This is a genomic window from Kribbella sp. C-35 (genome assembly GCF_046549195.1).
In the GTDB taxonomy this organism is placed as follows: Bacteria; Actinomycetota; Actinomycetes; order Propionibacteriales; family Kribbellaceae; genus Kribbella.
In genome coordinates this window covers 1765998-1792648 of the sequence record NZ_JAJPWG010000001.1, presented here as the reverse complement: position 1 = coordinate 1792648, position 26651 = coordinate 1765998, and the positions used below count along the sequence as shown (strand labels likewise).

General features: G+C 68.2%; 24 protein-coding genes. 14 read left to right on the top strand and 10 right to left on the bottom strand.

Going from position 1 to position 26651, the window contains the following annotated elements:
* Positions 1–5: 5 nt before the first annotated feature.
* On the bottom strand, positions 6–656 hold the full coding sequence (locus tag ACLJOO_RS09105) for a GNAT family N-acetyltransferase (protein ID WP_410786426.1): 651 nt from the start codon (positions 654–656) through the stop codon (positions 6–8).
* Positions 657–761: 105 nt separating this feature from the next.
* Entirely contained in the window at positions 762–1211 is a 450-nt protein-coding gene (locus ACLJOO_RS09100) for an HNH endonuclease (RefSeq protein WP_131335989.1), read from the bottom strand.
* 143 nt (positions 1212–1354) lie between these two features.
* Between ACLJOO_RS09100 and ACLJOO_RS09095 the strand changes: the two genes are divergently transcribed.
* The 3 genes from ACLJOO_RS09095 (at position 1355) to ACLJOO_RS09085 (ending at position 3902) form a co-directional block, all read left to right on the top strand.
* Entirely contained in the window at positions 1355–1762 is a 408-nt protein-coding gene (locus tag ACLJOO_RS09095) for a DUF3151 domain-containing protein (protein ID WP_410786425.1), read from the top strand.
* A gap of 43 nt (positions 1763–1805) precedes the next feature.
* A complete protein-coding gene (locus tag ACLJOO_RS09090) occupies positions 1806–2543 on the top strand; it encodes a 2-phosphosulfolactate phosphatase (RefSeq protein WP_410786424.1) in 738 nt (245 codons plus the stop codon).
* Between the two features lie 153 nt (positions 2544–2696).
* Positions 2697–3902, top strand: a complete 1206-nt coding sequence (locus tag ACLJOO_RS09085; protein ID WP_410786423.1) for an MFS transporter — start codon at positions 2697–2699, stop codon at positions 3900–3902.
* Here the strand turns inward: ACLJOO_RS09085 and ACLJOO_RS09080 are convergent.
* Positions 3889–4707: a DUF6597 domain-containing transcriptional factor gene (locus ACLJOO_RS09080; RefSeq protein ID WP_410786422.1), complete on the bottom strand. Its 819-nt coding sequence runs from the start codon at positions 4705–4707 to the stop codon at positions 3889–3891. The genes ACLJOO_RS09085 and ACLJOO_RS09080 overlap by 14 nt on opposite strands.
* Before the next feature lie 56 nt (positions 4708–4763).
* On the opposite strand from ACLJOO_RS09080, the gene ACLJOO_RS09075 reads away from it, so the two are divergent.
* On the top strand, positions 4764–5240 hold the full coding sequence (locus tag ACLJOO_RS09075) for a VOC family protein (protein ID WP_410786421.1): 477 nt from the start codon (positions 4764–4766) through the stop codon (positions 5238–5240).
* 322 nt (positions 5241–5562) lie between these two features.
* The gene (locus tag ACLJOO_RS09070; RefSeq protein ID WP_410786420.1) at positions 5563–6843 is read left to right on the top strand and encodes an adenylosuccinate synthase; all 1281 of its coding nucleotides are present in this window, start codon (positions 5563–5565) and stop codon (positions 6841–6843) included.
* 27 nt (positions 6844–6870) lie between these two features.
* Here the strand turns inward: ACLJOO_RS09070 and ACLJOO_RS09065 are convergent, their stop codons facing one another.
* Positions 6871–8712: a protein kinase domain-containing protein gene (locus tag ACLJOO_RS09065; RefSeq protein WP_410786419.1), complete on the bottom strand. Its 1842-nt coding sequence runs from the start codon at positions 8710–8712 to the stop codon at positions 6871–6873.
* A 5-nt stretch (positions 8713–8717) separates the two neighbouring features.
* A complete protein-coding gene (locus ACLJOO_RS09060) occupies positions 8718–10742 on the bottom strand; it encodes a sialate O-acetylesterase (RefSeq protein WP_410786418.1) in 2025 nt (674 codons plus the stop codon).
* 175 nt (positions 10743–10917) lie between these two features.
* Between ACLJOO_RS09060 and ACLJOO_RS09055 the strand changes: the two genes are divergently transcribed.
* Positions 10918–11514, top strand: coding sequence for a DJ-1/PfpI family protein (locus ACLJOO_RS09055; RefSeq protein WP_410786417.1), 597 nt, complete (start codon positions 10918–10920; stop codon positions 11512–11514).
* On the opposite strand, the gene ACLJOO_RS09050 is transcribed toward ACLJOO_RS09055, so the two are convergent.
* Positions 11503–12204, bottom strand: a complete 702-nt coding sequence (locus ACLJOO_RS09050; RefSeq protein ID WP_410786416.1) for an SDR family oxidoreductase — start codon at positions 12202–12204, stop codon at positions 11503–11505. The two genes, ACLJOO_RS09055 and ACLJOO_RS09050, sit on opposite strands and share 12 nt — an antisense overlap.
* A gap of 88 nt (positions 12205–12292) precedes the next feature.
* On the opposite strand from ACLJOO_RS09050, the gene ACLJOO_RS09045 reads away from it, so the two are divergent.
* On the top strand, positions 12293–12877 hold the full coding sequence (locus tag ACLJOO_RS09045; RefSeq protein WP_410786415.1) for a TetR/AcrR family transcriptional regulator: 585 nt from the start codon (positions 12293–12295) through the stop codon (positions 12875–12877).
* A gap of 16 nt (positions 12878–12893) precedes the next feature.
* The gene (locus ACLJOO_RS09040) at positions 12894–13289 is read left to right on the top strand and encodes a PPOX class F420-dependent oxidoreductase (protein WP_410786414.1); all 396 of its coding nucleotides are present in this window, start codon (positions 12894–12896) and stop codon (positions 13287–13289) included.
* Here the strand turns inward: ACLJOO_RS09040 and ACLJOO_RS09035 are convergent.
* Positions 13283–14383 carry a glycoside hydrolase family 88 protein gene (locus ACLJOO_RS09035; protein ID WP_410786413.1) on the bottom strand — a complete coding sequence of 367 codons (1101 nt, stop codon included), beginning with the start codon at positions 14381–14383 and terminating at the stop codon, positions 13283–13285. The two genes, ACLJOO_RS09040 and ACLJOO_RS09035, sit on opposite strands and share 7 nt — an antisense overlap.
* 341 nt (positions 14384–14724) lie before the next feature.
* Here ACLJOO_RS09035 and ACLJOO_RS09030 point away from each other — a divergent pair, with 341 nt between their 5' ends.
* Positions 14725–15912 carry an alginate lyase family protein gene (locus ACLJOO_RS09030; protein ID WP_410786412.1) on the top strand — a complete coding sequence of 396 codons (1188 nt, stop codon included), beginning with the start codon at positions 14725–14727 and terminating at the stop codon, positions 15910–15912.
* Between the two features lie 52 nt (positions 15913–15964).
* On the opposite strand, the gene ACLJOO_RS09025 is transcribed toward ACLJOO_RS09030, so the two are convergent.
* A complete protein-coding gene (locus ACLJOO_RS09025) occupies positions 15965–16768 on the bottom strand; it encodes a siderophore-interacting protein (protein ID WP_410786411.1) in 804 nt (267 codons plus the stop codon).
* A gap of 116 nt (positions 16769–16884) precedes the next feature.
* Between ACLJOO_RS09025 and ACLJOO_RS09020 the strand changes: the two genes are divergently transcribed.
* Genes ACLJOO_RS09020 through ACLJOO_RS09010 form a run of 3 tightly spaced genes read left to right on the top strand, consistent with a single transcriptional unit; the run spans position 16885 to position 19881 of the window.
* Complete coding sequence (locus tag ACLJOO_RS09020; RefSeq protein WP_410786410.1) at positions 16885–17952, top strand: FecCD family ABC transporter permease; 1068 nt, start codon at positions 16885–16887, stop codon at positions 17950–17952.
* The gene (locus tag ACLJOO_RS09015) at positions 17949–18986 is read left to right on the top strand and encodes a FecCD family ABC transporter permease (protein WP_410786409.1); all 1038 of its coding nucleotides are present in this window, start codon (positions 17949–17951) and stop codon (positions 18984–18986) included. Before ACLJOO_RS09020 ends, ACLJOO_RS09015 begins: the two co-directional genes overlap by 4 nt.
* 4 nt (positions 18987–18990) lie before the next feature.
* Positions 18991–19881, top strand: a complete 891-nt coding sequence (locus ACLJOO_RS09010; RefSeq protein WP_410786408.1) for an ABC transporter ATP-binding protein — start codon at positions 18991–18993, stop codon at positions 19879–19881.
* A gap of 93 nt (positions 19882–19974) precedes the next feature.
* On the opposite strand, the gene ACLJOO_RS09005 is transcribed toward ACLJOO_RS09010, so the two are convergent.
* On the bottom strand, positions 19975–20220 hold the full coding sequence (locus ACLJOO_RS09005) for a hypothetical protein (protein WP_410786407.1): 246 nt from the start codon (positions 20218–20220) through the stop codon (positions 19975–19977).
* Positions 20205–20429, bottom strand: coding sequence for a hypothetical protein (locus ACLJOO_RS09000; RefSeq protein ID WP_410786406.1), 225 nt, complete (start codon positions 20427–20429; stop codon positions 20205–20207). The genes ACLJOO_RS09005 and ACLJOO_RS09000 overlap by 16 nt, the downstream gene beginning before the upstream one ends.
* 62 nt (positions 20430–20491) lie before the next feature.
* On the opposite strand from ACLJOO_RS09000, the gene ACLJOO_RS08995 reads away from it, so the two are divergent.
* Complete coding sequence (locus ACLJOO_RS08995; RefSeq protein ID WP_410786405.1) at positions 20492–21658, top strand: M48 family metalloprotease; 1167 nt, start codon at positions 20492–20494, stop codon at positions 21656–21658.
* Positions 21655–26646 (top strand): AAA domain-containing protein, encoded by a 4992-nt coding sequence (locus ACLJOO_RS08990; protein WP_410786404.1) that lies wholly within the window; start codon positions 21655–21657, stop codon positions 26644–26646. The genes ACLJOO_RS08995 and ACLJOO_RS08990 overlap by 4 nt, the downstream gene beginning before the upstream one ends.
* The last annotated feature ends 5 nt before the right edge of the window (positions 26647–26651 follow it).

Genomic DNA, 26651 nt, shown 5'->3' with positions numbered 1-26651 from the left:
GATTTTCAATCTGTGGAGAACTCGTGCCGCACCCAGACGTTCGGCTCGACGTACACCGCTCGATCGGCGACGACGTCACACTCCACCGGAACGAGCGCGCCCGAGACCTCGACGGGACCGCTGCGGTCGAACGGAAGCCCGGTCCAGGTACGCCATTCGGCAAGGGATCCTGCGATCACCCACGATGTCGGCGCGACGGAAACGATTCGGCCGCCGGCGCGGACGTGGGTGCGAAGCCAAGGGTCGAAGGGGAGGCCGTCGGGGCGGGTGCGGGCGGCGTAGTCGTCCATTGAGACCAAGGGCTCGAGATGTTTGCGCGTCGGGCGTACGGGCGCATCGAGGGTGTTGAGGCCGAGGTCTGCGGCTGCCTGGCGGAGCGCGGCGAGGAGGAGGGCGGCGACACCCTCGCCCTGGAAATCTCGGGCAACGCTGATGTTCAGGGCGCAGGCGGTGTCGGGCTGGACGCCGCGCCGGGCGTCGGTGAATGCGCGAACGACCGACTGTTCCCAGCCTCCGGCCGGGAAGTTGCCGCCGGCGAGTTGGACGGCGTGGGCGTCGCCGACTGGTCTGCCGTCCGAGGTGGCTATCAGGCAGGTGGTGGGGAAGACCTCGACGGTCTGCGCGAAGTACGCCTCGGAGACCCGGTTGTGGCGCATGAAGGCAGGCCAGTCGCCCACGTCGATATCGGCGTGGGCGAGGTCGGGACGATCAGCGACAGTTGTGATCTCGATGTTCCGGGCACAGGGCATAAAAAAGGCCCGTCATGTGTCTATGACGAGCTCTGCGCGGGTTGGTACCCAGGGTTGCCAGAGGAGGGGCATGCCGGCCTCGGACGGGGTGCGGTTGCCTTTCCGCTCGTTGCAGGAGGCATGGGCGGCCACGGCGTTCAGCCACTCGGTGCGGCCGCCCCTTGATCTGGGTTGGACGTGGTCCATGGTGTCGGCGTTCTCGAGACCGCAGTACGCGCACCGGAACTTGTCCCGTCGCAGGACGCCATGCTTGCTGTACTTCATCCGGCCGGCCGCGTAGCGCCAGTGCGTCACGACGTACCGGACCAGGCGGAGGACTCGAGGAACCGGAAACGGGCCGATCGTTCGCTCTCCGTGCGACTCTTCCACCACTGCGACCTCCCGCACCAGCATCCGGATGGCGTGCTGGATCGAGACGGTGTGCAGCGGTTCGTACGACGCGTTCAGGACTATGACGCTCATCCGGTGCCTCCTTCCGGCCGTAGCTGGGAACCACGGCGGTTGATGCAGGGTCTCAAGCATCCGTGGCCGCTGGGTGAACGGTCAACGGATTTCGCCAGACGGTCACGTGCCGGTACGGCTGCGTGATCGGCGAAGATGTGCTTATGGAATTGAACAATCTGCTGTCCGGTCCACCCGAGACACTACTACCGGTCGACCCGGCCGCGGCGGAACTCGCCGACGGGGCCGCTCCAGCGGACGTCGCGGCCAAGTACCCGACGTCGTCGCTGGCCTGGGCCGTGCTCGCCGAGGGGGCGCTCGCGGACGGGCGCACGATCGAGGGGTACGCGTACGCGCGCACCGGCTACCACCGAGCCCTCGACCTCCTCCGCCGGAACGGCTGGAAGGGCCACGGGCCGGTCCCGTGGGAGCACGAGCCGAACCGTGGGTTCCTGCGCGCGCTGGCGGCGCTCGGGAAGGCTGCGGCGCTCATCGACGAGAAGGACGAGGCCGAGCGCTGCGTCACGTTCCTGCGGGACTCGTCGCCGGCTGCTGCCGACGCTTTGAGCTGAAACCTGCTTGTGGGGTTGGGCGCCCGGCGGAATGATCTGCCGGGTGACCAGCCCCTATGCGCAGGACGGATTCGGCGTCGGGTTCGAGTGGGGGCCGGTCGGCGCCGGGGTTGTTGCCGGCGACATCGTCGCGGTCGTCGACGTGCTGTCGTTCACCACAGCGGTGACCGTTGCGGCCGATCTCGGGATCGACGTCTACCCCTACCGATGGCGGGACGAGACGGCCGTCGCGTACGCCGAACAGTACGGCGCGAAGCTGGCCGTCGGCCGTTCCGAGGCGGGCCCGGACGACGTCAGCCTGTCGCCGGTGTCCATCAGGCGAGTGACCGGAATCACCAAGCTCGTGCTGCCCTCGCCGAACGGTTCGACGATCGCCAAGCTGCTCAGCGACAGCGGAGCGACCGTGATCGCGGTGTCGTTGCGCAACCGGCGGGCAGCCGCGGACTGGGTCAAGCAGCATGGAGACGGCCGCAAGGTCGTTGCGATCGCGGCGGGGGAGCGGTGGAAGGACGGGTCGCTTCGGCCGGCGGTTGAGGATCTTTGGGGGGCCGGTGGGTTCCTGAGTGCACTTCAGGGAGAGAACCTCTCCCCGGAGGCACGAGCGGCGGTGGCGGCGTACGACGCGGTGGCAGACGACCTGCCGCAACTGCTGCGGGAGTGCGCCGGTGGGCGCGAGCTCACGCAGTACGGATACCCGGACGATGTCGCGATCGCGGCCGAGGTCGACGAAAGTGACTCGGTGCCGGTGCTCGAGGGCGGTACGATGTTCCGGTCAACCTGAACCATCAAGGTTTCTGCCCGTTGACAGTGCCGGCAGGCGGTGAGCGTCCCCGTTGTCTGCCGAACATGGACGGTTCTAGGCGGACGGACAGACCGGCGAAGCTGGACGCCCACGGTCGGGTCCCCGCCCCATCGGGCAGCGGAAGGTCACACCGTGCCGGCTCTCACCGGACGGATCGACGCGCCCTCCAACACCTACGCAGCGGTACTGCAAACTCCTGGCGCGTGGAAGTTCTACCTAGCGGCGGCCCCGGCCCGGATCGGGATCGCCATGACGGGCCTCGGCATCGTCTGGCTCGTCCACGGATCAACTGGCTCGTACGCCGCGGCCGGTAGCGTCACCGGCGGATTCGCCGTTGCCGAAGCGGTCGCCGGACCGCAGGTCGCCCGGCTCATCGACCGTTTCGGTCAGACCCGGATGTTGCCGATCACCCTCCTCGCCCATGCAGCCGCCGTGGCCGTACTGATCGGATTGACCCTGTCGGGTGCGCCGATCGCGGTTCTGATCGCCGCTGGCGTGCTGGCAGGCGGTTCACTGCCGCAGATCAGTGCGCAGACCGGCGCGAGATGGTCGCATGCTCTCCGGCAAACGCCGCTCCTGTCGACGGCCTTCGCCTTGGAGTCGCTGAGCGTCGGCGTCGCCTTCATGGTCGGTCCGGTGCTGATCGGCATGGTGAGCTCGTCGAGTGGTCCGGCAACAGGATCCACACTCGCAGCCAGTCTGCTGCTGGCGGGAGGCTTCCTGCTCGCAGCGCAACGTGGCACGGCACCGCCGCCGAGCAGACCTGGTCAGCACGAGAGTCCGAAACGCTTGCTGCACAAGCGATTCGTCGGCCTCGTCGGCACGAACGTGGGCATCGGCCTGTTCTTCGGCAGCATGCAGGTCTCCGTCACGGCGTTCGCAGTCTCACGAGGTACGCCGGGCCTCGCCGGACCGCTCTACAGCATCACCAGCCTGGTGAGTCTCTTCGCTGGCCTCCTGTACGGCGCGAAGCGCTGGCGGACCGCCCCGGAGACGCAGTTCGTCATCGCCTTCGTCTGGCTGGCCCTGAGCTGTTTGCCCTTGATCGCGGCGCACAGCCCGCTGACCGCAGCTTTCGCGTTGGCCCTTCCCGGCCTGGCGATCGCGCCGTTCCAGACCCTGTCGGCGGTGCTGACCGAGTCGGCCGTCGACTCCGCGGTCCTGACCCAGGCCTTCACCTGGGTGAACTCAGGCGGCGCGGCAGGTATGGCGCTGGGCTCGGCGTTTGCCGGCTGGGTCGTCGACGGGCACAGCCCGCAGTGCGGCTTCGCGGTAGCACTCGGAGCGGCGCTGACGGCAACGGCGATGGCGGTGATCGTGAAGGTCAGCGGTAGGTGATCTGGCGTTCGGCCGCGGCGCGTGCCGCGTACTCGGCCGGCGTCAGCCCGATCTGCTGCTTGAACTCCTTGGAGAAATGGGCCTGGTCGAAGTAGCCGAGTGACGCGGACAGTTCCGCAAGCTCGGCGACTTCGCCCTGGGCGAGCAGCTCCGCGCCGTCGTGCAGCCGATAGCGCCGGAGCACCCACTTCGGACCCACGCCGACGTACCGCCGGAAGAGCCGTTGCAGCGTGCGGATCGGTACGTCGAAACGCTCGGTGATCTCGTCCACGCGGGCGACCGAGCGATCGGAGGCCATCGTCGACACGATCTCCCGGACCAGCTCGTACGACGGATCGGGCGGCGCCAGGTGATCGCGCAGGAACGCCTCGAACACCGCGCGACGCCGTACGTCGGACTCGGCCTCGAACATCAGGTCCGCGAGCCGATCGCCGTCGGGGAAGACCGCGGTGATCGGCAGCACCTCGTCGCGGAACGAGCCGACGTCGAGACCGGTGATCGCGCCGAAGCCGCCGGCCCAGAACTTCACCCCGAACGCACGCCCGCGCCCGCGCAGCTCACGCTCGAACTTGCGCGTGCAGACGCCGTTCACGAAGGCGCCGCCCGGCTGCTCGAACGTCACGTTCACCGACGGGAACGGCAGCACCTCGGCCGTGTACGGCTCGTCGAGATCCCACTCGACGATCCAGTACCACTCCACGAACCGCCCTGCCTCCGGCCCTGCGGCGAGCCGGTTCAGCGAGCGGTGCCGGGCCTGCTCGCGGGGGTGCAGGATCCCCTTCTCGCTGCTGGACGGTTCCGTCAAGCTGGCTGTCGCTTTCTTACAAGACCCTCGGGGGCTCAGCAGATTGACTGTGAGTCATGACGACGAACACCGTAAACCCCATCCCCGACAGTTATCACTCGCTGACCCCCTACCTCGCCGTCGCCGACGGGCCGAAGGCGATCGAGTTCTACACGTCGGTGTTCGGCGCCGAGGTGATCAGCCGGCAGGACCTGCCGGACGGAAAGGTCGCGCACGCCGAGCTGAAGTTCGGCAACTCGATGCTCCAGATGAGTGACGCGATGCCGCAGATCGGGCTGCGGGCGCCGGCCGGCGACTGGGTGCACTCGTCGCTGGTGCACTACGTGCCGGACGTGGACGCGACGTACGCGAAGGCGATCGAGGCGGGCGCGACGTCCGTGGAAGAGGTGCAGACCTTCCTGACCGGCGACCGGTTCGGCACCGTCATCGACCCGTTCGGGCACCGCTGGGCGATCATGACCCGGGTCGAGGACGTCTCCCGTGAGGAGGCCGAGCGGCGGATCAACGAGTGGCTGGCGGCCGGCGCGCAGTGAGCGCATAAGGCTGCGTTTCCAGGGAAACGAGGAAGCGGCCCGCCGGAACCGTCCCCTGCGGCAGTTTCGGCGGGCCGCTGACTAAGAGTGTGCACGCGATCACGGAAAATGGCAACCCGTCACCTGATGAAACAGCGACTTGAAACGATCGCTGGAGGGTTGTGGACAAGCCCGAAACGAGTGAGCTCCGGTCCGGTAGGCTTTGGTCGCAAGAGCCTGGATGCGTTGCCGGATGAATGTCCGGTGAACGTCTCCGGGCTTCACCGTTTCCAGCACCGGCCGCCACGGGGCGTGAGGCCGGTGCGTGAAGAGGAGGGCTGAGATGCCCGCAATCGTGCTCGTCGGCGCCCAGTGGGGCGATGAGGGCAAAGGCAAGGCGACCGATCTGCTCGGCAACACGGGCGAGGTCATCGACTACGTGGTGAAGTTCAACGGCGGTAACAACGCCGGCCACACGGTCGTGATCGGGTCCGAGAAGTACGCGCTGCACCTGCTCCCGAGCGGCATCCTCACGCCGGGCGTCACGCCGGTGATCGGCAACGGGGTCGTGGTCGACCTCAGCGTGCTGTTCGAGGAGCTCGACGCGCTGCAGGCGCGCGGAGTGGACACCTCCCGGCTGGTGGTCAGTGCGAGCGCGCACGTGATCCCGCCGTACAACCGGACCCTCGACAAGGTCACCGAGCGGTTCCTCGGCAGCCGCCGGATCGGTACGACGGGCCGTGGTATCGGTCCGACGTACGCCGACAAGATGAACCGGATCGGGATCCGGATCCAGGACCTGTACGACGAGAAGATCCTCGAGCAGAAGGTCACCGGTGCGCTGGAGCAGAAGAACCAGCTGCTGGTGAAGGTGTACAACCGGCGCGCTGTCGAGATCCGTGAGGTCCTCGACGAGCTGCTCGCGTACGCGGACCGCCTGAAGCCGATGGTCGCCGACACCAGCCTGCTGCTGAACAAGGCGCTCGACGACGGCAAGACCGTGCTGATGGAGGCCGGTCAGGCCACGCTGCTCGACGTCGACCACGGCACGTACCCGTTCGTCACCTCCTCGAACGCGATCTCGGCGGGCGCCTGCACCGGCACCGGCATCCCGCCGACCCGGATCGACCGCGTGATGGCCGTCGTGAAGGCGTACACCACCCGCGTCGGCGAGGGGCCGTTCCCGACCGAGCTGCTGGACGCGGACGGCGAGTGGCTGCGGCAGCAGGGCTTCGAGTTCGGTACGACGACCGGCCGGCCGCGCCGGTGTGGTTGGTACGACTCGGTCATCGCCCGGTACGCCGCACGGGTGAACGGCGTCTCCGACTTCGTCCTCACCAAGCTGGACACGTTGACCGGGCGCGACAAGATCCCGGTCTGCGTCGCGTACGAGGTGAGCGGCGTCCGGCACGACGAGATGCCGATGACCCAGACCGACTTCCACCACGCGGTCCCGGTCTACGAAGAGTTCGACGGCTGGTCGGACGACATCTCCGGCTGCCGCTCGTTCGAGGACCTGCCGAAGGAAGCGCAGTCCTACGTCCGCGCGGTCGAGTCGCTCAGCGGCGCCCGCATCTCCGCCATCGGCGTGGGTCCGGAGCGCAGCCAGATCGTCCAGCTCTGAGCCGACGAGCCGCGAGCCTCCCCGTCGTCAGTTGCCGACGATGGGGAGGTCCCGGATGAACGGCGCGTGGCGCAGGTCCCCGAGCGTCGGGCGCTCGATGTTCGGCGTCTGGATCGGGCTTCGCGCCCACCCGGCCCCCTCGCCCTGCGTGGCCAGGTAGAAGGTCACGCCACCGATCGCCAGCAGTACGACGGCCATCAGGCCGGAGAACCAGTGCGGCCGGAACGTGTTGCGTGCTGCGATGTGCGCACCGCGGCGCAGTGAGCTGCCGCCAGGTCCCCACCAGCAGCAGAACAGCGCGGTGAGTGCCGCCGTACCGAAGCCGACGGCCGACAGCGGCGGCCACTCGAGCCCGTATGCCGAGGCGGCGACGCCGGTGACGATGCCGCCGACAACAACCGCTGTGAGGAGCGGGAGGATCAGGCACGGCAGGGTGATCAGGACAGCAGTGGCGAGTTGCACGGGGCTGGCGGCCAGCGCGACAACGCCGTCCGACTTCCCGGACCGGCCGCGGACCTGACGGCGCCGCATGAGCGCCGTACTCGAGCGGTCCACCGTCCGGGCGAGCACCAGCAGCAGGATGGCCACCACTGTGCCGAGGCCCGGAGTCAGGGCGACCAGCCCGGTGAGCGCGAGCATGCAGCCGACGATGACCGCTGTACGTCGACCGGTCGGTGGAGTCTTGACCGGTCGGGCTGGTTGAGCTGGGACAGGCACCGGCTGAGCAGGCTGCTGATAGGGCACCGGAGGACCGCTCTGGTACGGCGGCGCACTCTGGTACGGCGCTGGTGCATACGGGTTGTAGACAGGAGGTGCCTCAGCCACCGGCTTCTTCGTGGCGGCGTCGCGGATCTTGTCCCGCATCGGAGCGAACGCGGACAGCGGCGGAATCACCGGCGGAACCAGCTGCGCCACCTGGGTCGGCGTCGGGCCCGTCGGCTCCTCGACCGCGGGTTCCTCCGTCGGCATGAGCTTCGTCACCAACTTAGTCGGCGGTACGGCGGCCACGGTCTGAGCTTCACGTGGGGGGAGCGCGTCGCGACCCTCGGCGTACCGGCTGAGGCCGGTCATGATCTCTTCCTGCGTCGGCCGGTCGGCCTTGTTGGGTGAGAGCGCCGCGGCGAGCAGTGACTTCAGTCGCGGGTCCAGCCCGTCCAGGTCGGCCTGCCCCGAATGCACCCGGGCCAGCACCGCCTCGAACGGTCCCTTGCCGAACGGCCGGCGTCCGGTCGCGGCGAACGCCGCAGTGGCCGCCCAGCCCCACCAGTCCGCGGACTGCGACACCATCTCGCCCTCGATGAGCTCAGGTGCCAGGTAGCCCGGCGTACCGATCACCAGACCGGTCTGGGTGAGTCGCAGGTCGTCGGCGGCCTGTGCGATGCCGAAGTCGATCATCACCGGCTTGCCGTTGCACATCATCACGTTGCCGGGCTTGAGGTCGCGGTGGATCACTCCGGCCGCGTGGATCGCCTGCAGTGACTCTGCGAGGCAGCCGGCCAGTGGGAGCCACTTGCGCGGGGTCAGCGGTCCGCGCTCGTCCACCTGTTCGTCCAGCGGGCGACCAGGAACGAAGCGGGTCACGAGGTAGGGCCGCTCACCCTCCAAGTCGTGGTCGAGGATGCCTGCCACACCAGGGTGGTTCACCTTCTGCAGTGTGGTCGCTTCGCGCTGCAACCGGGCCCGCGCGATCGGGTCGTGCGCCACGTGCGACCGCAGCACCTTCAGCGCGACCTCTTGGTGTTCGGGCCCCTCGGCCAGGTAGACGACACCCATGCCACCCTGTCCGAGCCGTCGGATCAGCCGATACGGCCCGACCCGCTCTTCCACCTCCTCTTCGCGGGTGGAAGGCGGCCCCCCTGTCACTGACATGCCTTCTACGGTACGTCGACAGCAGACCAATTCATCCCGATCGGCAGGGTGAAGGTCAGCAGACCCGCTCCGACGGCGTTCGTGATCCACGGCCCCGCACGCAGATGGGCCTGGTAGGTGAGGGCAGTCGCTCCGGTTGGTGGACCGGACAGCTGCAGCACCAGCTTGCCCGGCTGGTAGGCGACGGATGTCACCGCCACCGCAGCGCCGTCGACACGGAAGTCAGCAGCCACGCCGTCCTCCACGGTGAGCGTGTCGTTGGACCGCAGGCGCACAGTCAGCTGCGAACCGCTGGCCGTGACATCAAGTGGGTTCGGCGGAGCCACGCCCGCGGACGGCCCGCCGTACAGGTCACGAGCGAGTACGGCGTACGCGTGGTCACCCATGTCGCGGTAGCCACCGGCGTACGCGTAGTGGCAGCCGTCGTGGCCGGAGAGCCCGGTGGTCGACAGCACGGTGACGCCGAGCGTGTCACCCATCTCACGCTGCGCCTCACGCAGGTTAGTAAGCGTCGAGTTGCTACAGGGCGACGTACGGACTTGGTAGACGTAGTACTTCGGTGTCGTCCCGAAGTCCGAGCGCCAGTCCTGTAGGAGCGACGTGAAGCCGCTGACGTGCACGGCCGCGTTGTCGTTGTCGGACTCGCCCTGGTACCAGAGAACGCCGCGGAGGTGTCCCATGACGCCTGCGGCCGCCAGCCGCTGCCGAAGCCGGCCGTAGTTGGTGGCGATGTCGTCGGGGTTCGTGTCATTGCGCTGGAAGAAGCCGATCGGCTGACCACCATGCGCGCCGTTGATGAGGGCGATGGGAACCTTGTACTTGTCGACGAGCTGCCGGCCCATCCGGATCGCCCACTGCCCGATCGAGCCCGTCTGCCGGGACACGTCGCCGGTCGCGTAGCCCCAGACGCGGTCCGCGGCGGAGATCGTCGGATCGGAGACAGGGCTGCCGAAACTGCGCAGGTACGGCGATTCCTCGCCGCTCGCGGCGCCGTTGTACATCGACGCTTCCGCATTCGACTGCCCTTGGACGACGTACGTGTCACCGGACACGATGCCCTCGCGACGAGCCACCACCCGGCCGAGCGCCTGCAGTTCGAACGTGTACTCGTGCAACCCCGCCCGGATCCGCGGCGTGAACCGGAACTCCCTCGACGCTGACGTGTAGACGTCGGTCTTGCCGTTGCCGATCACCTTCAGTTGCACGCTCTTCACCCGCGGATCGGTGATCCGGCCGGCGACGGGCGCTACCGCGCCGCCGGAAGCGTCCCGGGGGATCAACTGACGGTCCTGAGGCGACTCGGTCAGTGTGACGATCGAGGTGCGCACGTACGCCGTCAGCCGACGCTGGGTGTACTGCGCTGCGTTGTCGGCGAACGTCCAGTCCGGGTCGGCTATGGGCCTCGCGCCGATGCCGAGCGACAGCAGACCGGTGTCCGACTGCGTGAAGGTGTTGATCGCGAACACCGGCTTCGCAGGCACGGTCGACGGCCGAGTCGGCCCGACCTGCGAGACCTGGAACGAGCCGTAGCCGAGAGGCGTGGTCGGGCTGTCGTCGGCGTCGTACGTGGTCGCCGATGCGTTCGCCACTTGGGCACTGGCTGTCTTCGCGTACTGGTTCGGCCACATCTCCACGTACCCGGACTGACCCGTGCCCTCGGTCACGCCGGGCACGTTGGATCGCACGTCGAGATCGCCGACGCGTTGGCGCACGATCTCGCCCGGCCGGGTCGGCAGACCGATCCGCCGCGCGTCGGTGCTGAACGGTTCCATCGCCGTCCACACCCACTGCCCGTCGAGTTCCAGGCAGTACCCGACACGGTCGAAGTTGGACCCGATCTCCGCGGTCCGGTCGAGGCTGTACGGAGGAGTGGTGTTCAGGTAGTTGGCCCGTTCGGGCAGATCCAGTTGGAGGACGGGGGTGAACCCGGCAGCCGCGGCATCACACGCCGTGGCAGCACTGGCGGGTGTCGGTAGGACGACAAGGGATGCGGCGAGCAGAGTCAGGACAACAGCGGCCGAACGTCGCATGGCGAACCTCCGTGGGCGGCGGGGTGTCTCCACCAGATGTAGTCAACCGATCACCTCGAGTGCCAGCCCGGATCGCCCAACGGTGCCAACCGTGCGCCGAGAGGTGGCCAGAATCTTGCGAACCACGGCCCGCTGGCCACTGGCTCCGGTCCGCGCGCCCCAGTTGGGTAGGGGTATGCGGATCGAGATTCTGGTGTTCGACGGTGTGGACGAGATGGACGTGATGGGGCCGTTCGAGGTGTGGAGTCACGCGTCGCGGCGGCCCGGGTTCGAGATGGCGCTGGTGGGGCTGGACGGCCCGGTCGAGGTGACCGGGCTGCACGGGCTGCAGTTCAAGGCGCCTCAGGGTCTCGGCCGGCCGGACGCGCTGTTCGTTCCGGGTGGTGGCTGGATGAACCGCGCGGAGAAGGGCGCGTGGGCCGAGGCGCGTCGCGGCGTGATGCCGGCGCGGATCGCCGAGCTGGCGCCGTCCCTGCAGTGGATCGGTTCGGTGTGCACCGGCTCGATGCTGCTCGCCGAGGCCGGTCTGGTGAAGGGCCGCGCGGCGACGACCAACCGCGGCGCGTGGGCCGAGCTGGAGGCATTCGGCGCCGAGTTGAAGACCAACCGCGTCGTCGACGACGGCACGCTGGTCACCGCGGGCGGCATCACCGCGGGGATCGATCTGGCTCTGTACGTCGTCGAGCGCGAACTCGGCGCCGACGTGGCCGACGGGATCGCGGGTGCCATGGAGTACACCCGCGACCGTGACGTCTACGTGTCAGCCGGCTAGCTCGGGATAGACGGCAGTCAGGTCGAGCGCTGTCGCGGCCTTCGCGCCGCGGGCGGTGTCGTCGGCGAGGACCTCGTACGCTCCGGACTCGATGCCGTCGAGCGCGTGCTTGGCGATGTCCTCAGGGCGGGACTTCGGCGCGGTCACGGCGGTCGTCATGTCGGTGTCGACGTACCCCATGTGCAGGCCGGTGACGCCGATGCCGCGGTTCAGCAGTTCGAGCCGGATCGCGTTGGTCTGCAGCCAGAACGCGGCCTTCGTGGCGGAGTACGCGCCGTGCCGGGCGACCCAGGACAAGGCCGAGTGGGCGTTCAGGAGGTGGCCGCCGCCGTTGCGCTCGATGATCGGGACGAACGCCCGGGTGAGCTGGAGCGGGCCGAAGAAGTTCGCCTCGAAGACCGCGCGGACGTCCTCGACCGGGGCGTCGAGGTAGCTGTCCGGCGAGCTCGCGCCGGCGTTGTTGATCAGCACCGTGACGTCCGGCGCGGCCGCGGCGAGGGCGTCGATCGAGGCCTGGTCGGTGATCTCGAGCGGCAGCGGCACGACGCGCGGGTCGGTGCTCGGCTTCGGCGTACGGGCGGTCGCGTAGACCTTCGCCGCGCCGCGGGTGAGCAGGTCGTCGACGATCGCCTTACCGATCCCGCGCTGCCCGCCGGTGACGAGGACGACGGCGCCTTCGAGTGTGGTCATCTGGAACTCCTCAGGGGAAACTGATCTGTTTCCATCACCGTAAACCGATCGGTTTCTGATTTCAAATCCAGCCGGTACCCTCGATGGCATGAGCACTTCCGCAACTCCCCGTGAGCGGCTCCTGGACGCCGCGGGCGAACTCTTCTACCGCGACGGCGTCAACATCGGCGTGGACGCGCTCTGCAAGGCGGCGGGGGTGTCGAAGAAGTCCATGTACCAGCTGTTCCGGTCGAAGGACGAGCTGATCGCGGAGAGCCTGGCCAGCCGCGGTCCGGCGTACCAGACGATGCTGCACCCGGGCGCCGAGGACGACCGCCCGCCGCGGGAGCGGATCCTCACCGTGTTCGACCGGCAGGACGCCATGGTTGCGGCGGGCAACTACCTCGGCTGCCCGTATGTGAGTACGGCGGTGGAGCTGAAGAACCCCGAGCACCCGGGGTCCGTGGTGGCGCGGCACTTCAAGCAGCAGCTCACCGATTTCTTCCACCGCGAGCTGGTGAAGGCAGGCGCGGAGGATCCGTCCACGCTGGCCGTCCAGCTCACGATGATCTTCGACGGCGCGGCCGCGCGTGCGGTCGTTCGCGCCCAGCCGCTCGGCGGTATCGGTGCGATCACCGCCGCCGCGCTGCTCGACGCGGCCGGTATCCACGCCGGCGAGCTCGCCCTCAGCTGAGCATATTCTCGCCTCCGTGGAGATTCCTGGCGAGTTTCATGACCTGCTGGCTTCGACGGCGATCGCGATGGTGGGGACGATCGGCCGGCGAGGCGAACCGCAGGTGACGCCGCTGTGGTTCTTGTGGGACGGCGAGCGGGTGCGCATCAGCCTGGTGGACGGGCGGCAGAAGCTGCGGAACCTGCAGCGGAATCCGCTGATCTCGCTGGTGATCGTCGACCCGGCCCGGCCGACGTACTACGTCGAGCTGCGGGGCCGGATCGACGACCTGGTTCCGGATCCGGAGCTGGCGCTGGAGCAGGCGGTCGCGCGGAAGTACACCGGCGGCTGGACCGATGTCGAGCCGCCGGGTACGACGCGCTACGCGACGAGCATCGTCGTCGACCGCATCACCAGCCAGCTAGGTCACTGACTCGCGAGACCTGCCAGTTCGGCGCCCGCGAGCAAGAAGGCGCCGACGCCGAAGTCGGCTGTCGAGTTGTAGGTGATGGGTTGGCTGGACTCGGGTCGGTCGCCGACCTTCTGCACGTAGCCGAGGAAGCCGTCCGGTTGTACGGCGGTGGCGACCATTCCGTTCCAGGCGCGGGCGGCGACCGGGAGATAGGTTGCGCTGGGCAACAATCCGGTACGGGCGGCGTACCCGACGGCGTACGCGAAGAACGCCGTGCCGCTGGTTTCCGGGCCTGGTAGATGCTGGGCGTCGGTGAGGTTCACGTTCCAGAAGCCGTCGGTGCGTTGGATCGGTCGTAGCGCAGTGACGAGCTGCTTGAGCGTGTCGGAGTACTCCTGATGTGCAAGGGTTTTGAGGGTCTTGACGTGGGCCGCCGCGACCCAGCCGTTGCCGCGCGACCAGACGACCGGCTTGCCGTTGGGCGACGTGATGCCGCCGGGGCGGAAGCGCTCGTCGCGGTACCAGAGGCCGCTCGACGGGATCCACAGCTGCCGCGTCCGTTTGGTGTGGTTGTAGAGCTGGTAGAGCTTCGTCGCGTACGCCGGGTCGCCGCGGAGCTTCCCGAGCCGCGCGAAGGGCGGCATCGCCATGTGGAGGGCGTCGCACCACCACCAGTCGTCGATCTTCGTGCTGTCGACCATCCGCTGGAGCGTGTCCGTCGCGGCAGCCAGCTTGTTCGCGGACGGCTCGAGTTCGTACAGGTCGAGGTACGTCTGGATGCAGTTGTGGTTGTCGGCGTGACGGGTGGTGACCCCGCCGGGGATACCGTACGCGTGCTTCTCGGCCCACGTGCGGGTGTAGTTCAGGTACCGCGTCTCACCGGTCAACCGGTACGCGGCCATCAGACCGCTGAAGAACGTCGCTCGGGCCCAGCCGTTGTCGCCGGGGTCGGCGTGCGAGCCGATCCACTGGTCGGCGACGCGGCGGACGGTGGCGAAGATCGCGGCCCGGGACGGCAACGTGCCGGCTGGCGGTGCTGCGTGGGCGGTGACGGAGGGTAGTGCCGGGGCGGCCATGACTGCGGTTCCGACGGTCAGGAACTGGCGTCGTTTCATGGGACAGATCCTCACTTTGTTCCACTGAGCTGGGAAAGTCTCCTGTTTTGTTCTGCGGTGAATTTTCTTCCTGCTGAGATGTTGACGCCCTCACGGTCCGTCGTCAAACTTTCGAAAAGACCCTGCGCTTGTGCCCTGTGCCGGGTGGCACTCGGCGCTTGCGGCGCCCAGGCACGCACCTCGCGGCACCGGAGCAAAGGCCACGATGAACCACATCGAGGCCTTCACTCCGGCACCGCGATGCACGCACCTGAACACCGCAATCACTCGAGTGACACCCGGCACAGGGCACTTGGGGGAAGCGCAGTTGTCCTACCGCCCCGAAAGACAGGACACCGCCCATGAGAAAGAAACCCCTGGTCCTGGCTGCCGCCTGTGCGGCGCTGGTTGCCGGGACCCTCTCCACCCCAGCTGTCGCGTCCTCACAAGCAGTCGACGCCCCGGCCACGTTCACGCACCCTGGCGTCGGGTCGAGCGTGGCCCAGCTCGACTTCGTCCGGGCCAAGGTGCAGGCCGGCGCGCAGCCGTGGACCAACGCCTTCAACCAGGCGAAGAACAGCGCGTACGCCTCGCTTTCTCGTACGCCGAAACCACGCGCGGTCGTGGAGTGCGGTCCGTACTCGAACCCGAACTACGGCTGCACCGACGAACGTGAGGACGCCATCGCGGCGTACACCGACGCACTGCTCTGGTACCTCACCCGCGACGACCGCTACGCCCAGAAGTCCATCCAGCTGATGGATGCGTGGTCGGCGACGATCCGCGACCACACCAACAGCAACGCGCCACTGCAGACCGCCTGGTCCGCGTCCTCGTGGCCGAAGGCTGCGGAGATCATCAAACACGTGTACGGCAACTGGCCGAACTCCGGCCGCTTCGCCACCATGCTCCGCAACGTCTACGTCCCCGAGATCATCAACGGCTCCAACTCCAACGGGAACTGGGAGTTGAGCATGATCGAGGCGCTGCAGGGCATCGGGGTGTTCCTCGAGGACAAGGCGATCTACGACAAGGCGATCGCGCTCTACCGGCTGCGCGTGCCGGCGTACGTGTATCTGGAGTCCGACGGCGCGCTGCCGAAGACAGTGCCGAGCCAGAACCTCAACACCCGCGACAAGATCGTCAGCTACTGGCAGGGCCAGGGGACGTTCGTGACAGGCTTGACTCAGGAGACCTGCCGCGACTTCACCCACACCGGCTACGGCATCTCGTCGATCTCCCACGTGCTGGAGACGGCGCGGATCCAGGGCATCGACATGTACCCCGAGTTCGGTGAGCGGCTCCGTCAGGCCCTTGGATTCCAGTCCAAGTGGGAGCGCAACCTGGAGCCGGTGCCGTCGTGGCTCTGCAAGGGCACGCTCAACCGCGGCCTGGGACCGATCACCGAGGTCGGCTACAACGCCTTGCACACCCGCCTCGGGATCGCGATGGCGAACACCCAGGCGCTGACGGAGTCCCGCCGGCCGGCGGGCTCCAACAACCTGTTCGTCGCGTGGGAGACCCTGACCCATGCGGAGAACCCGTCCTAGCAAGTCTTCCGGGAGGGCTGGAACCTCTGCCCTCCAGCTCTCCCGGATTCCTTCAGCAGTGTGCTTCGCCGCGCTTCCAGTAGCCCTGGAAGGAGATCGCCGACTTCGGCATCCCGACAGCGTTCACGAGGTGGCGGCGTACCGCCTTGATCATCGAGGACTCTCCAGCGACCCATGCGTAGTCAGGGGCGAACAGCTCGGCTGACTTCACCGCATCCAGCAGCGAGCCGTCCGTCACCCACGTGACATCAGCAGAGCCTGCCAGCGGGCGCATGTCTGCAGCGTCCGGTACGGCGATGAACACCGTGGCATGTACTCCGGCCGGGAGCTCCTCGAGGATGCCTGCCACCGCCGGCAGTGCGGTCTCGTCCGCGACCAGGACCCGGCGCACGCTGGTCGCCGGCGGGACGTAGTCGACGCCCGAGTGCAGCAGACCCTTCGTGCTGGTCGTGTCGACCGCGAACGGCAGCAGCAGGCCCACCTGGTCGCCCAGCTCGGCTTCACTCACCCAGGCCGACGCAGGTCCGTTGACTCCGTGCAGGACGAACTCGACGTCCAGCTCGGCCACATCAGGCCGGAGTGCTCGCACGGTGTAAGTGCGCATGATGAAACGCTTTTCGACCGGCTGGGCGCACCACTCGGTGTACCACTCGGGTCCGGAGGGCAGTCTGATCGCACTGCCATTGGGCGGGGCGAGCAGGACCTTGATGCGCTGGTCCGGTCCGGCGGTGACCGCCTCCGCGATCCGCGGTGCGACGAACGTCACGCGGCGCAGGTGCGGGCTGAGGTCCTCAACGGCCGCCACGGTGGCCAGGAGCGAGTCGAAAACGATCGGTCGCTCGAGCACAGTCGTCATGCTGTGGTTTCTCCATAAACTCTGGCAGGGGAGGGCTCAGGTGCGGACCCGAGGACGGCCGGGTTATTCTGAGGCATCTAGAGGTTAGCCTTACCTAAGAGGATCCCGAAAGTCCAATGCCCCCGCCCAGTGCCATGGTCGAAGCCGGCCCGGAGACCGCTGTCCCGTCGCGCCCGCGCCGAACCCGGCGGACCATCCTCGTCCTCGGGCTGGTCGGTTGCGTCGTCCTGCTGGTCCTCGTGTCGCTGCTCAGCATCGCGATCGGGTCCAAGCAGATCCCGTTGTCGACGGTGATCGATGCGCTCCGGCACTACAACGAGTCCGACACCGATCACGTGATCGTCCGGTCGCTGCGGGTGCCGCGGACGCTGATCGGTCTGATGGTCGGCGCCGCGCTCGGTCTGTCCGGAGCCCTGATGCAGGGCGTGACCCGGAACCCGCTGGCCGATCCGGGCATCCTCGGCGTGAACGGCGGCGCGGCGTTGTTCGTTGTCGGGGGCATCTACTGGTTCGGTTTGTCGTCGCTGACGGCGTACGTCTGGCTGGCCTTTCTCGGCGCGGCCGCGGCGTCGGTCGCCGTCTACCTGCTCGGTTCGCTCGGGCGCGAGGGCGCGACGCCGGTGAAGCTCGCGCTCGCCGGTGCGGCGCTGACCGCGATGCTCGGGTCGCTGACGACGGCCTTGCTGATCGGTGACGTCGACACGTTCGACCAGTTCCGGTTCTGGTCGGTGGGATCGTTCGCCGGCCGCGGATCCGACATCGCGGAACAGGTGGCGCCGTTCATCCTGGTCGGGATCGTGCTGGCTTTGTTCTGCGGGCGAGTGCTGAACGCGTTGTCGCTGGGGGATGACGTGGCCAAGTCACTCGGTCAGCGGGTGGGACTCGCCCGCGTGTTCGTCGCCGTGGTCGTCGTCCTGCTCTGTGGCGCGGCGACCGCGGCGGCGGGGCCGATCGGGTTCATCGGGTTGACGATCCCGCATGTGGCGCGGCTCGTGACCGGGCCGGACTACCGGTGGATCCTGCCGTACTCGATGCTGCTGGCGCCGATCCTGCTGCTCGGGTCCGACGTGATCGGCCGCGTCGTGGCGCTGCCCGGTGAACTGCAGGTCGGCATCGTGACCGCGGTCCTGGGCGCTCCGTTCTTCATCATCCTGGTACGACGCCGGAAGCTGGCCGACCTGTGACGGCCGAAGCGGTCCACGTCATCGCGCGGGCGCGCGCCGTCCGGCAGACTCGTTCACTGGTCGTCATCGCGGTCCTCGCCGTCCTGGTGTTCGCGACGTTCTGCGTCTCGCTGTCGCTGGGTGACTTCAAGATCCCGGTGATCGACGTGGTGAAGACCCTGTTCGGGGGCGGCGACCGGGCGACCGAGTTCATCGTCAACCGGCTGCGGTTGCCCAGGGCACTCACCGGGCTGCTGGTCGGTACGGCGCTGGGCCTGTCGGGAGCGATCTTCCAGAGCATCGCCCGCAACCCGCTGGCGAGCCCGGACATCATCGGCGTGACGTATGGCGCCAGCGCGTTCGCCGTGTTCGCGATCATCACCCTCGGGGTGACCGGGGTCGTGGTGTCGGCGTTCGCGATCGTCGGCGCGGTGCTGACCGCCTTCATCATGTACGTGCTGGCGTGGCGGCACGGGGTGTCGAGTTACCGGTTGATCCTGATCGGGATCGGCATCGGCGCGATCGCCACCAGCATCACGTCGTACCTGCTCACCAAGGCTCGGGTGGAGATCGCGCAGCAGGCGCTGATCTGGCTGACCGGGAGCCTGAACGGGCGGGACTGGTCGAACGTACGGTCGCTGGCGATCACGTTCGTCGTGCTGCTGCCGTTGATGGTGTTCCTGGTGCGGCAGCTGCGGATCCTGCAGCTCGGCGACGAGACGGCGTACGGGCTCGGGCTGCGGGTCGAGGTGGCGCGGCTCGGGTTGATCGTGGTCGCTGTACTGCTGGCGGCGGTGGCGACGGCGGCGGCCGGGCCGATCGGGTTCGTGGCGTTCGTCGCGCCGCCGATCGCGCGCCGGCTGACCCGGTCGCCGGGGCCGGCGATGATCACGTCCGGTCTGCTCGGGGCGCTCGTGGTCGGGCTGTCGGACCTGGTCGCGCAGCACGCGTTCGGAGAGACGCAGTTGCCGGTCGGAGTGGTGACCGGTGTGGTCGGCGCGCCGTACCTGATGTTCCTGCTGGCGCGGGCCAACCGTGTCGGGAGTGGTGGCTGAAAAGATGGAGAACCCTGTGGAACACAGCTTGGCAGCCGACGGTCTCGCGGTCGGGTACGACCAGCGGGAGATCATCCATGACCTGTCGGTGCGGATCCCGACCGGGAAGATCACGGTCATCGTCGGCGCCAACGCCTGCGGCAAGTCGACGCTGCTGAAGACCCTGGCGCGGTTGCTGAAGCCATCGCGCGGGACGGTGCTGCTGGACGGGAAGAGCATCCAGCAGATCCCGACACGTGAGGTGGCGACCAAGCTCGGCCTGCTGCCGCAGTCGCCGACCGCGCCGGAAGGGATCACGGTTGCCGACCTGGTCGGGCGCGGGCGGTACCCGCGGACGCGGTGGATCCGGCAGTGGTCGCGGGCCGACGACGAAGCGGTTGCGGAAGCGATGACCTCGACCGACGTACTGTCGATCGCAGACCGGCCGATCGACGAACTGTCCGGCGGTCAGCGGCAGCGGGTGTGGATCGCGATGGCATTGGCGCAGGAGACCGACATCCTGTTGCTGGACGAGCCGACGACGTTCCTCGACCTGACGCACCAGTTCGAGGTGCTCGATCTACTGGTCGACCTGAACAAGTCGGAGGACCGGACGATCGTGCTGGTGCTGCACGACCTGAACCAGGCCTGCCGGTTCGGCGACCACCTGATCGCGATGAAGGACGGCGCGATCGTTGCCGAGGGCAACCCCTCGCAGGTGATCACCGAGGAGGTGGTCCAGGACGTGTTCGGCCTGGCGGTCAAGGTCGTCCCGGATCCTGTCGCCGGCACGCCGATGGTGGTCCCGATCGGCCGGCACACAACCCGTCCCCAGGACACCACGAGCTCTCCGGCGGCCCAGGCGCTCGCAGCCAGCGCTGCCGCCAACGGCATTTGCCGCCCGGCATCCAGCTGATCGGATCCTAAGGACAGGAGGTAGTCGGGTGACGGGGTCGCCCGCCACCCGACTCAGGCGTGCCGGGCCGACTACCTCCTGTCCTTACAGCAATTACCTCAGGTTGTACGCCCGGATCACTGTGTAGTCGACGGTTCCGCCATCGGCACGTTCCGCACTGGCGCGGAAGGAAACTGATCCCTTCGACGGGTGGCGCAGGGCGGCGAGCAAGGTGTCCGTACCGGTCCGGATCAGGTTGACCGGCCGCCAGGTGGTGCCCTCGTCGTAGGAGACGGCGACAGTGATCTTGCGGGTGGCCGACGGAGTCGACCCTGGCTGTGTCTTCAGACTGAGCGGCACCAGGTACGGCTTACCGCCCGGCGCGCTTTGGCCAGGTCTACGGCTGGAGCGAAGGAGAACGACGACAGTGGCAGGTACGTCCACTTGTCGGCGCCGACCGCGGAGGACTTGAACGTCCACGAACCGCTGATCTTGGTCGAGGCGCTGAAGCCTGCCGAGCTCGGCGCGGCAGCCGCAAGCCGTCGTAGGCGACGGTCCAGCCGGTCCATTTGTCCACAGTTGCAGAGATCGGGGTCGGATTTCGTCGGTCGGGGTGGTTATGGTGGCGAGCATGTTGTCGGCGCTCGGGTATCACCGGTCCGTCCTGGCGGTTGTCCGTCAGGTGGATGAGCGTGCCTGGGCGGCGTTGCACCGTGGGCCGGAGGGGTCGCTCGACGAGCTCTTGTTGCGGAACGCGTACCGGTTGGAGGCCGACGTACATCCGGATGTCTTCCGGGCGGGGGAGCGGGCGGCTCGTGCGTTGGAGCTGGACGGGGGCGTCGACTTCTACCAGGTGAGTGGCGAGCCGAATGCGGCGTACCTCCATCAGGCCGGCAAGGCGGTGATCGTCTTCCAGGGGGCGTTGCTCGACCGGCTGGACGAGGACGAGTTGACGGCCGTGATCGGGCACGAGTTGGCGCACCGGCTGTTGTGGCAGGCCGAGGACGGCGGGTATCTCGCCGTCGATCGGCTGCTCGACGCGGCGGCAGGTGACGCTCGGACGCCGTCGCAGTACCTCGAGACGCATCGGCGCTGGTCGCTGGCGACGGAGCTGTTCGCGGACCGGGGAGCGGTGACGGCGTGCGGTGATCTGAGTACAGCGATCCGTGCGTTGCTGAAGCTGGAGACGGGCCTGAGTACGGCGGACCCCGCGGCGTACCTGCGCCAGGCCGAGTCGCTGGATCTCCGCTCCGGCAGCCGAGGGACGTCACACCCGGAGGCCGTGGGACGAGCGTGGGCGTTGAAGAACTGGCTCGACGGCGAGGACGTCGAGGTCCTGGTGACGGGTCCGCTCGACGTGGACGCGCCGGACCTGCTCGACGCCGTGCTGTTGCGTGAATTGAGTAGAGACTTCGCCGCGGCGGTCGCGCACACGGACGGATTGCGGACCGATGCGATCGCCACCGCGGCCGCCGGCTTCGCGGATCCGCCTGGACCTCTTGGCGTGCCCGGAGGAGCAGTGCGCTTCGACGAGCCGTTGGCGGTGCGTCCGGTGGATGGAGCGCCACTGCCGCGCCCACGCCCGTTGACCGCGGCCACGAAACGCTATCTGTGTTATTTGCTGCTCGATCTCGCCACCGCTGATCCCGAGGCCGGCGATGCCGGGCTGGTGGCATCACTGGCTGTCGCGCGACGTTCCGGTTTGCCTGGGTACGTCGATGTCGCGGACGACGAGCTCGGGTGGAGCGACAAAGAACGGGCACGCTTCGTGCAGGCCGCCGCGGAGGTGGTCGGATGAGCGCGGAGGATCTCGTCGCGCTGGCCGTCTCGCAGGGCGGTCTGGGCAACGACGCGTTGCTGGCGGCGGTGCTGCCGCTGTTCCACGAGACGGCGGCGGTGCACGAGCGTGGGCTGGTCGCGCCGTTGCGCGGTCTGGATCGGATCCTGGTCGACGAGCAGAACCGGCTGGGGTTCGCGCCCGAGGATGCGGGACGGCCGACTCTGGCCGCCGCTGAGATCGAGGCGCGCCAGGGGAAACGCCCTTCTGCTGTTGAGGTTGTGGCGCATCGACAGGCCGACTTCGATCTGGGGGAGAGCGGCGGCCAGGAGACCACCGTCGTACCCGAGCCGGTTCCGGATGCGATCGCGGCGCCGACGCTGGTGGCCGGGTGGCAGAGCTGGGAGCACGTGGTCGGGCACCACGATCAGCTCACCGACATCTTCAGTCTCGGGCAGTTGCTGCTCGCGCTCGGCTGCGGTCTCGACCTGTCACGGACGGCGGACGTCGCGACACTGATCGATGCCCGAGGCAACTTGTATCGGCTGGATCCGGATCTGCACCCGGTGATCGTCTCGGTCGCCGCGCAGATGGTCGAGCCGGACCGGCACCGGCGCGCGCAGGATCTGCATTCGCTGATCGAGCAGTTGGAGAACTATCGCGACCAGCCGCTCGACTTCGACGTCGAGGCGATCGTCCGGGGCGCCGCGGACCGGCGTACGGCGGTGCTCGGCGCGCTCCGCGACCGGCTTTTCGACCTCTCCCGGCGGAACCGGCTGATCAACTTCCGCCCGACCGCCCAGACGCTGAACCTCACCGAGGTCTCGGTGCCGCTGATGCTCGACGTCCGGACGATCCGGTCGGAGCAGCTGTTCACCTGGCGCGACGACATCGCGGAACACCTGCTGAAGAAGGCCCAGCCGCTGGGCAAGTGGATCCGGTACGACGAGGCGCCGTACGCCGCGAACACGCTGGACAAGCTGATCTCCACGGCGCGCCGGGATCGGGCCGACTACGGGCAGGACCAGCTGCGGCTGGTGCCGGCGTTCTTGCGCTGGCACGACCTGAAGAACGACCGGGACACGCGGCTCGCGTCGCCGTTGGTGCTGGCGAAGGTGGAGCTGACGAAGAAGCGCGGCGTGCGGGACTCGTACACGTTGCGGGTCACGGATCCGATCGCGGAGGTCAACCCGACGCTGCGGCACAGTCTGCGGCAGCTGTACGGGATCTCGTTGCCGGAGACTGTCGACTTGTCGGCTCCTGGTGCGCTGCGGGAGTTGCACGAGCGGCTGGCGAAGGATATCCAGGCGACCGAGCCGGGTCTGCAGCTGCATCTGCGGGAGAAGCCGCGGATCGATCTGGTGCGGCAGCGGGCGATGACGCGCTTGCGGACGTACAACCGGCGGCGGCACGGGAACGTGGCGACCGGGTTCGGCGGGAAGCAGTACCCGTACTCGTATCGGCGTACGGACTATCAGCCGCTCGGGGTGCAGATCTTCCGGGCCCAGATCGCGCAGCAGTCGCTGCCGCTCGGGATCGCGCTTGGTGCGGAGCCGCGGCGGCCGGGGGCGCTCGAGACCGACGTGTACTCGCTCGACACCGAGGGCGGGCCGTACTCGTGGGACGTCGACCTCTGCGCGGTGTCGCTGGCGAACTTCAACTACCGGACGCTGGGCCTGGTTCGGGACTATGACGAGCTGCTGACGACCGGGGACTCGGCGGCGTCGTTCGACCACCTGTTCTCGGACCGGCCGCGACCGGTGGGGAGTGCACTGCCGGAGCTGCCTCCTGCCGACCGGCATCTCGTCGTACCTGCTGACGGGTCGCAGGTGGCGGCGATCGCTCGGGCGCGGCGGGGCGAGAGCTTTGTGATCCAGGGACCGCCGGGGACGGGGAAGTCGCAGACGATCACCAACCTGATCGCGGACTTCGTCGCGCGCGGGAAGCGGGTGCTGTTCGTCTGCCAGAAGCGGGCGGCGCTCGACGTCGTGCACGCGCGGTTGGCGAGTCGGCGCTTGGACGGATTGTGTGCGCTGATCCATGACTCGCAGGGCGACAAGAAGGCGTTCATCCACGGTCTTCGGGAGACGTACGAGTCGTGGCTGTCGGGTGAGGACGATCTCGACGCGTTGACCGAGCGGCGTGTTGAGCTGGTCTCGCGGGTCGATCGCTTGCTGGCCACTGTGGATGCCTTCGAGAAACAGTTGGCGACCGGCAGTCCCCGGCTCCGGGACCTCGTCAACCGGCTCGCTTCGCTGCACGATCACGCGTGGATTCCGCCTGAGGGATCCGAGTTGCCTGCTGTTGATGAGTGGTTTGCGGCCGAGGCTGCTGTGCGGGAGGTTGCGCAGGCGCTGTCGGCGGCTGACCCGTCGACGGGTGGAGTGTTGGCGCGGAGCCCGCTGGCGTTCCTCGCACGGTGGGACTCCGAGATGACAGCGTCCGCCCGGGAGCTCCGCGCGAGGTGGGATGCGGTCGAGGTCGCCCTGTCTGGGTCGGGTGATGCGGCCGTGCGGGAGGTGCGTGGGCTGGCTCAGCTCGGACGGTTGCTTGAGCCGTTGGCTGCGCTGGACCAGGTGGAGGCGATCGTCCCGCGGTCGGCGACGGCTCGCGAACTGTCGGCCGCCGGCGCCGAACGGAAGAAGCTCGTCGCCGCCGAGCAGGCCGCGTGGAAGGAGGCCGCGGGCTGGCAGGAGCCGCTCGCGCCGGCCGACGCACGATCCGCGTTGAAGGTTGCCCAGAGCAAGGAAGGCGGCGCGTTCTCGTTCCTCAGCGGCGACTGGCGCCGCGTGAAGAACCTCGTCCGCAGCCGCTTCGACAGTACGTCGCGCTCCGTGCAGCCGTCCGTCACCGAGATCCTCACCGACCTGGTCGCCGCCCAAGCCGCCTCGGCCGCCGTCGCGGAACACACCGAGCAGACCCGGCACGACTGGGCGACCGACGATCCGCGCGAGCTGATCGATCAACTCGCTGCAGCCCGGAAGAGCATCCCCGACTGGCGTTTCGTCCTCGACGACGGAGCCCCGGCTGAGCTCGCGCGCTTGGCGGACGCCCTCGACGACGCCTCGGAAGTCACCAGCAACCTGTTGGCCGATCATTGGGACACGTTGACAGTCGACGGTCTCCGCGACCTCGCCGATCGGCTGACGTCCGAGGGTCCCGTCGTACGCGCCGTCGGCCCCAAACTTCGGGAGCTGACGCCTTCCGCGCTCACCGCGCTCCGTCGGCTGGATGCGACGCCGGACCAGCTCGAGTACGCCGTATGCGCTGCGGAATGGGAGCGTGCCCGCTCGGCTGCGCCGTTGCAGCTGTCCTCGGACCGCGTCGATGCGATCGTCGGCGAGCTGAGCATGGTGTACGACGACCTCACCGCGCTCAACGCCGAGGTCGTCGTCGCCCAGGTCCGGCGCCGGTTCCTCGCCGAGGTCGACCACTCCGAGCGCAGCGTGACCGGCATGTCGCCGGAGGACCGTGAACGCAAGAAGACGTTCGCGACCGGGCGGCGCGAGCTGGAACACGAGTTCGGCAAGGTCATGAGGTACCGGTCGATCCGCGACGTCGCGTCCGGTGCCCCCGGCGAGGTGGTGTCCGTCCTGCGGCCGGTGTGGTTGATGAGCCCGTCCTCGGTGTCCGACACGTTGCCGTTGACCACCTCGTTCGACGTCGTGGTGTACGACGAGGCGAGTCAGATCCCTGTGGAGGAGGCGATTCCGGCGCTGCATCGTGCGCCGCAGGTGATCGTCGTCGGCGATCAGATGCAGCTGCCGCCGACGCAGTACTTCCGGGTGCGGAGCGAGACCGATGATCTCCAGGCGGATCTCCAGGCCGACGACGAGGCCGCCGAACAGGTCGGGATCGCGTTGACCGAGGACAGCTTCCTCTCGATCAGTGCGTTGCGGCTGGCGTCGACGATGCTGACCTGGCATTACCGGAGCCGGTCGGAGGCGTTGATCTCGTTCAGCAACGCGGCGTTCTACCACGGGAAGCTGGCCACGATTCCCGACCGGTTGCCGCCGAATACCGCGCCGCCGTGGACCGTGCGGGCCGACTCACCGGTGGCCGAGGTGTGCGACAGCGTGCTGGCCGGGAGCATCACGGCGGTCCGGCTCGTCGACGGGGTGTACGTCCGGCGCACGAACCCTGCTGAGGCGCGGTGGATCGCCTCGCTGGTGCAGGAGTTGCTGACGCGTGGGACCGGCAAGAGTGTCGGGATCGTGGCGTTCTCGGAGGCGCAGCAGGGCGAGATCGAGCGGGCGCTGGACGAGCTCGCGGAGCGCGATCCGTCGTTCGCGGCGCTGTACGAGGCGGAGCAGGTGCGGACGCACGGCGAGCAGGACGCCGGGTTGTTCGTGAAGAACCTGGAGAACGTGCAGGGCGACGAGCGCGACATCATCCTGATGAGCGTCTGCTACGCGGCCGGACCCGACGGCCGGATGCTGATGAACTTCGGCCCGATCAACACGTCAGGCGGCGAGAAGCGGCTGAACGTGATCTTCAGCCGGGCGCGCGAACACATGGTCATCGTGAGCAGCATCGAGCCTGATGCCATCACCAACACCTACAACGACGGCGCGAACACACTGCGCCGATTCCTCGGGTACGCCGCTGCTGTGTCCCGAGGAGATCAGGTTGCCGCCAAGTCCGCGCTCACGTCGTACAACCTGAGGGCGACGCGCGCGGCCGGCATCCGTCCGACCCCGGTTGTCGAACAGCTCGCTGCCGCGCTGGAGGCTCGCGGTGTGGAGGTCGATCTCGCGGTGGGCGAGTCGGTGTTCCGCTGCGATCTCGCGTTGAAGCTTCCCGAAGACACCGGGTACCGGCTAGCGGTTCTCGTGGACACGCCCGATCGGGTCGCCGCCGACACTCTCCTCGAACGCCTCACCACACATCCCACCGCCCTGACCACCACCGGCTGGCGAGTCCACCACGTGCTCACCACGGACTGGACTCGCTCACCGGAGACCGTCGTCTCACATCTTCTCGACGCGCTTCACCGCCCGGTCGACTGACCTCG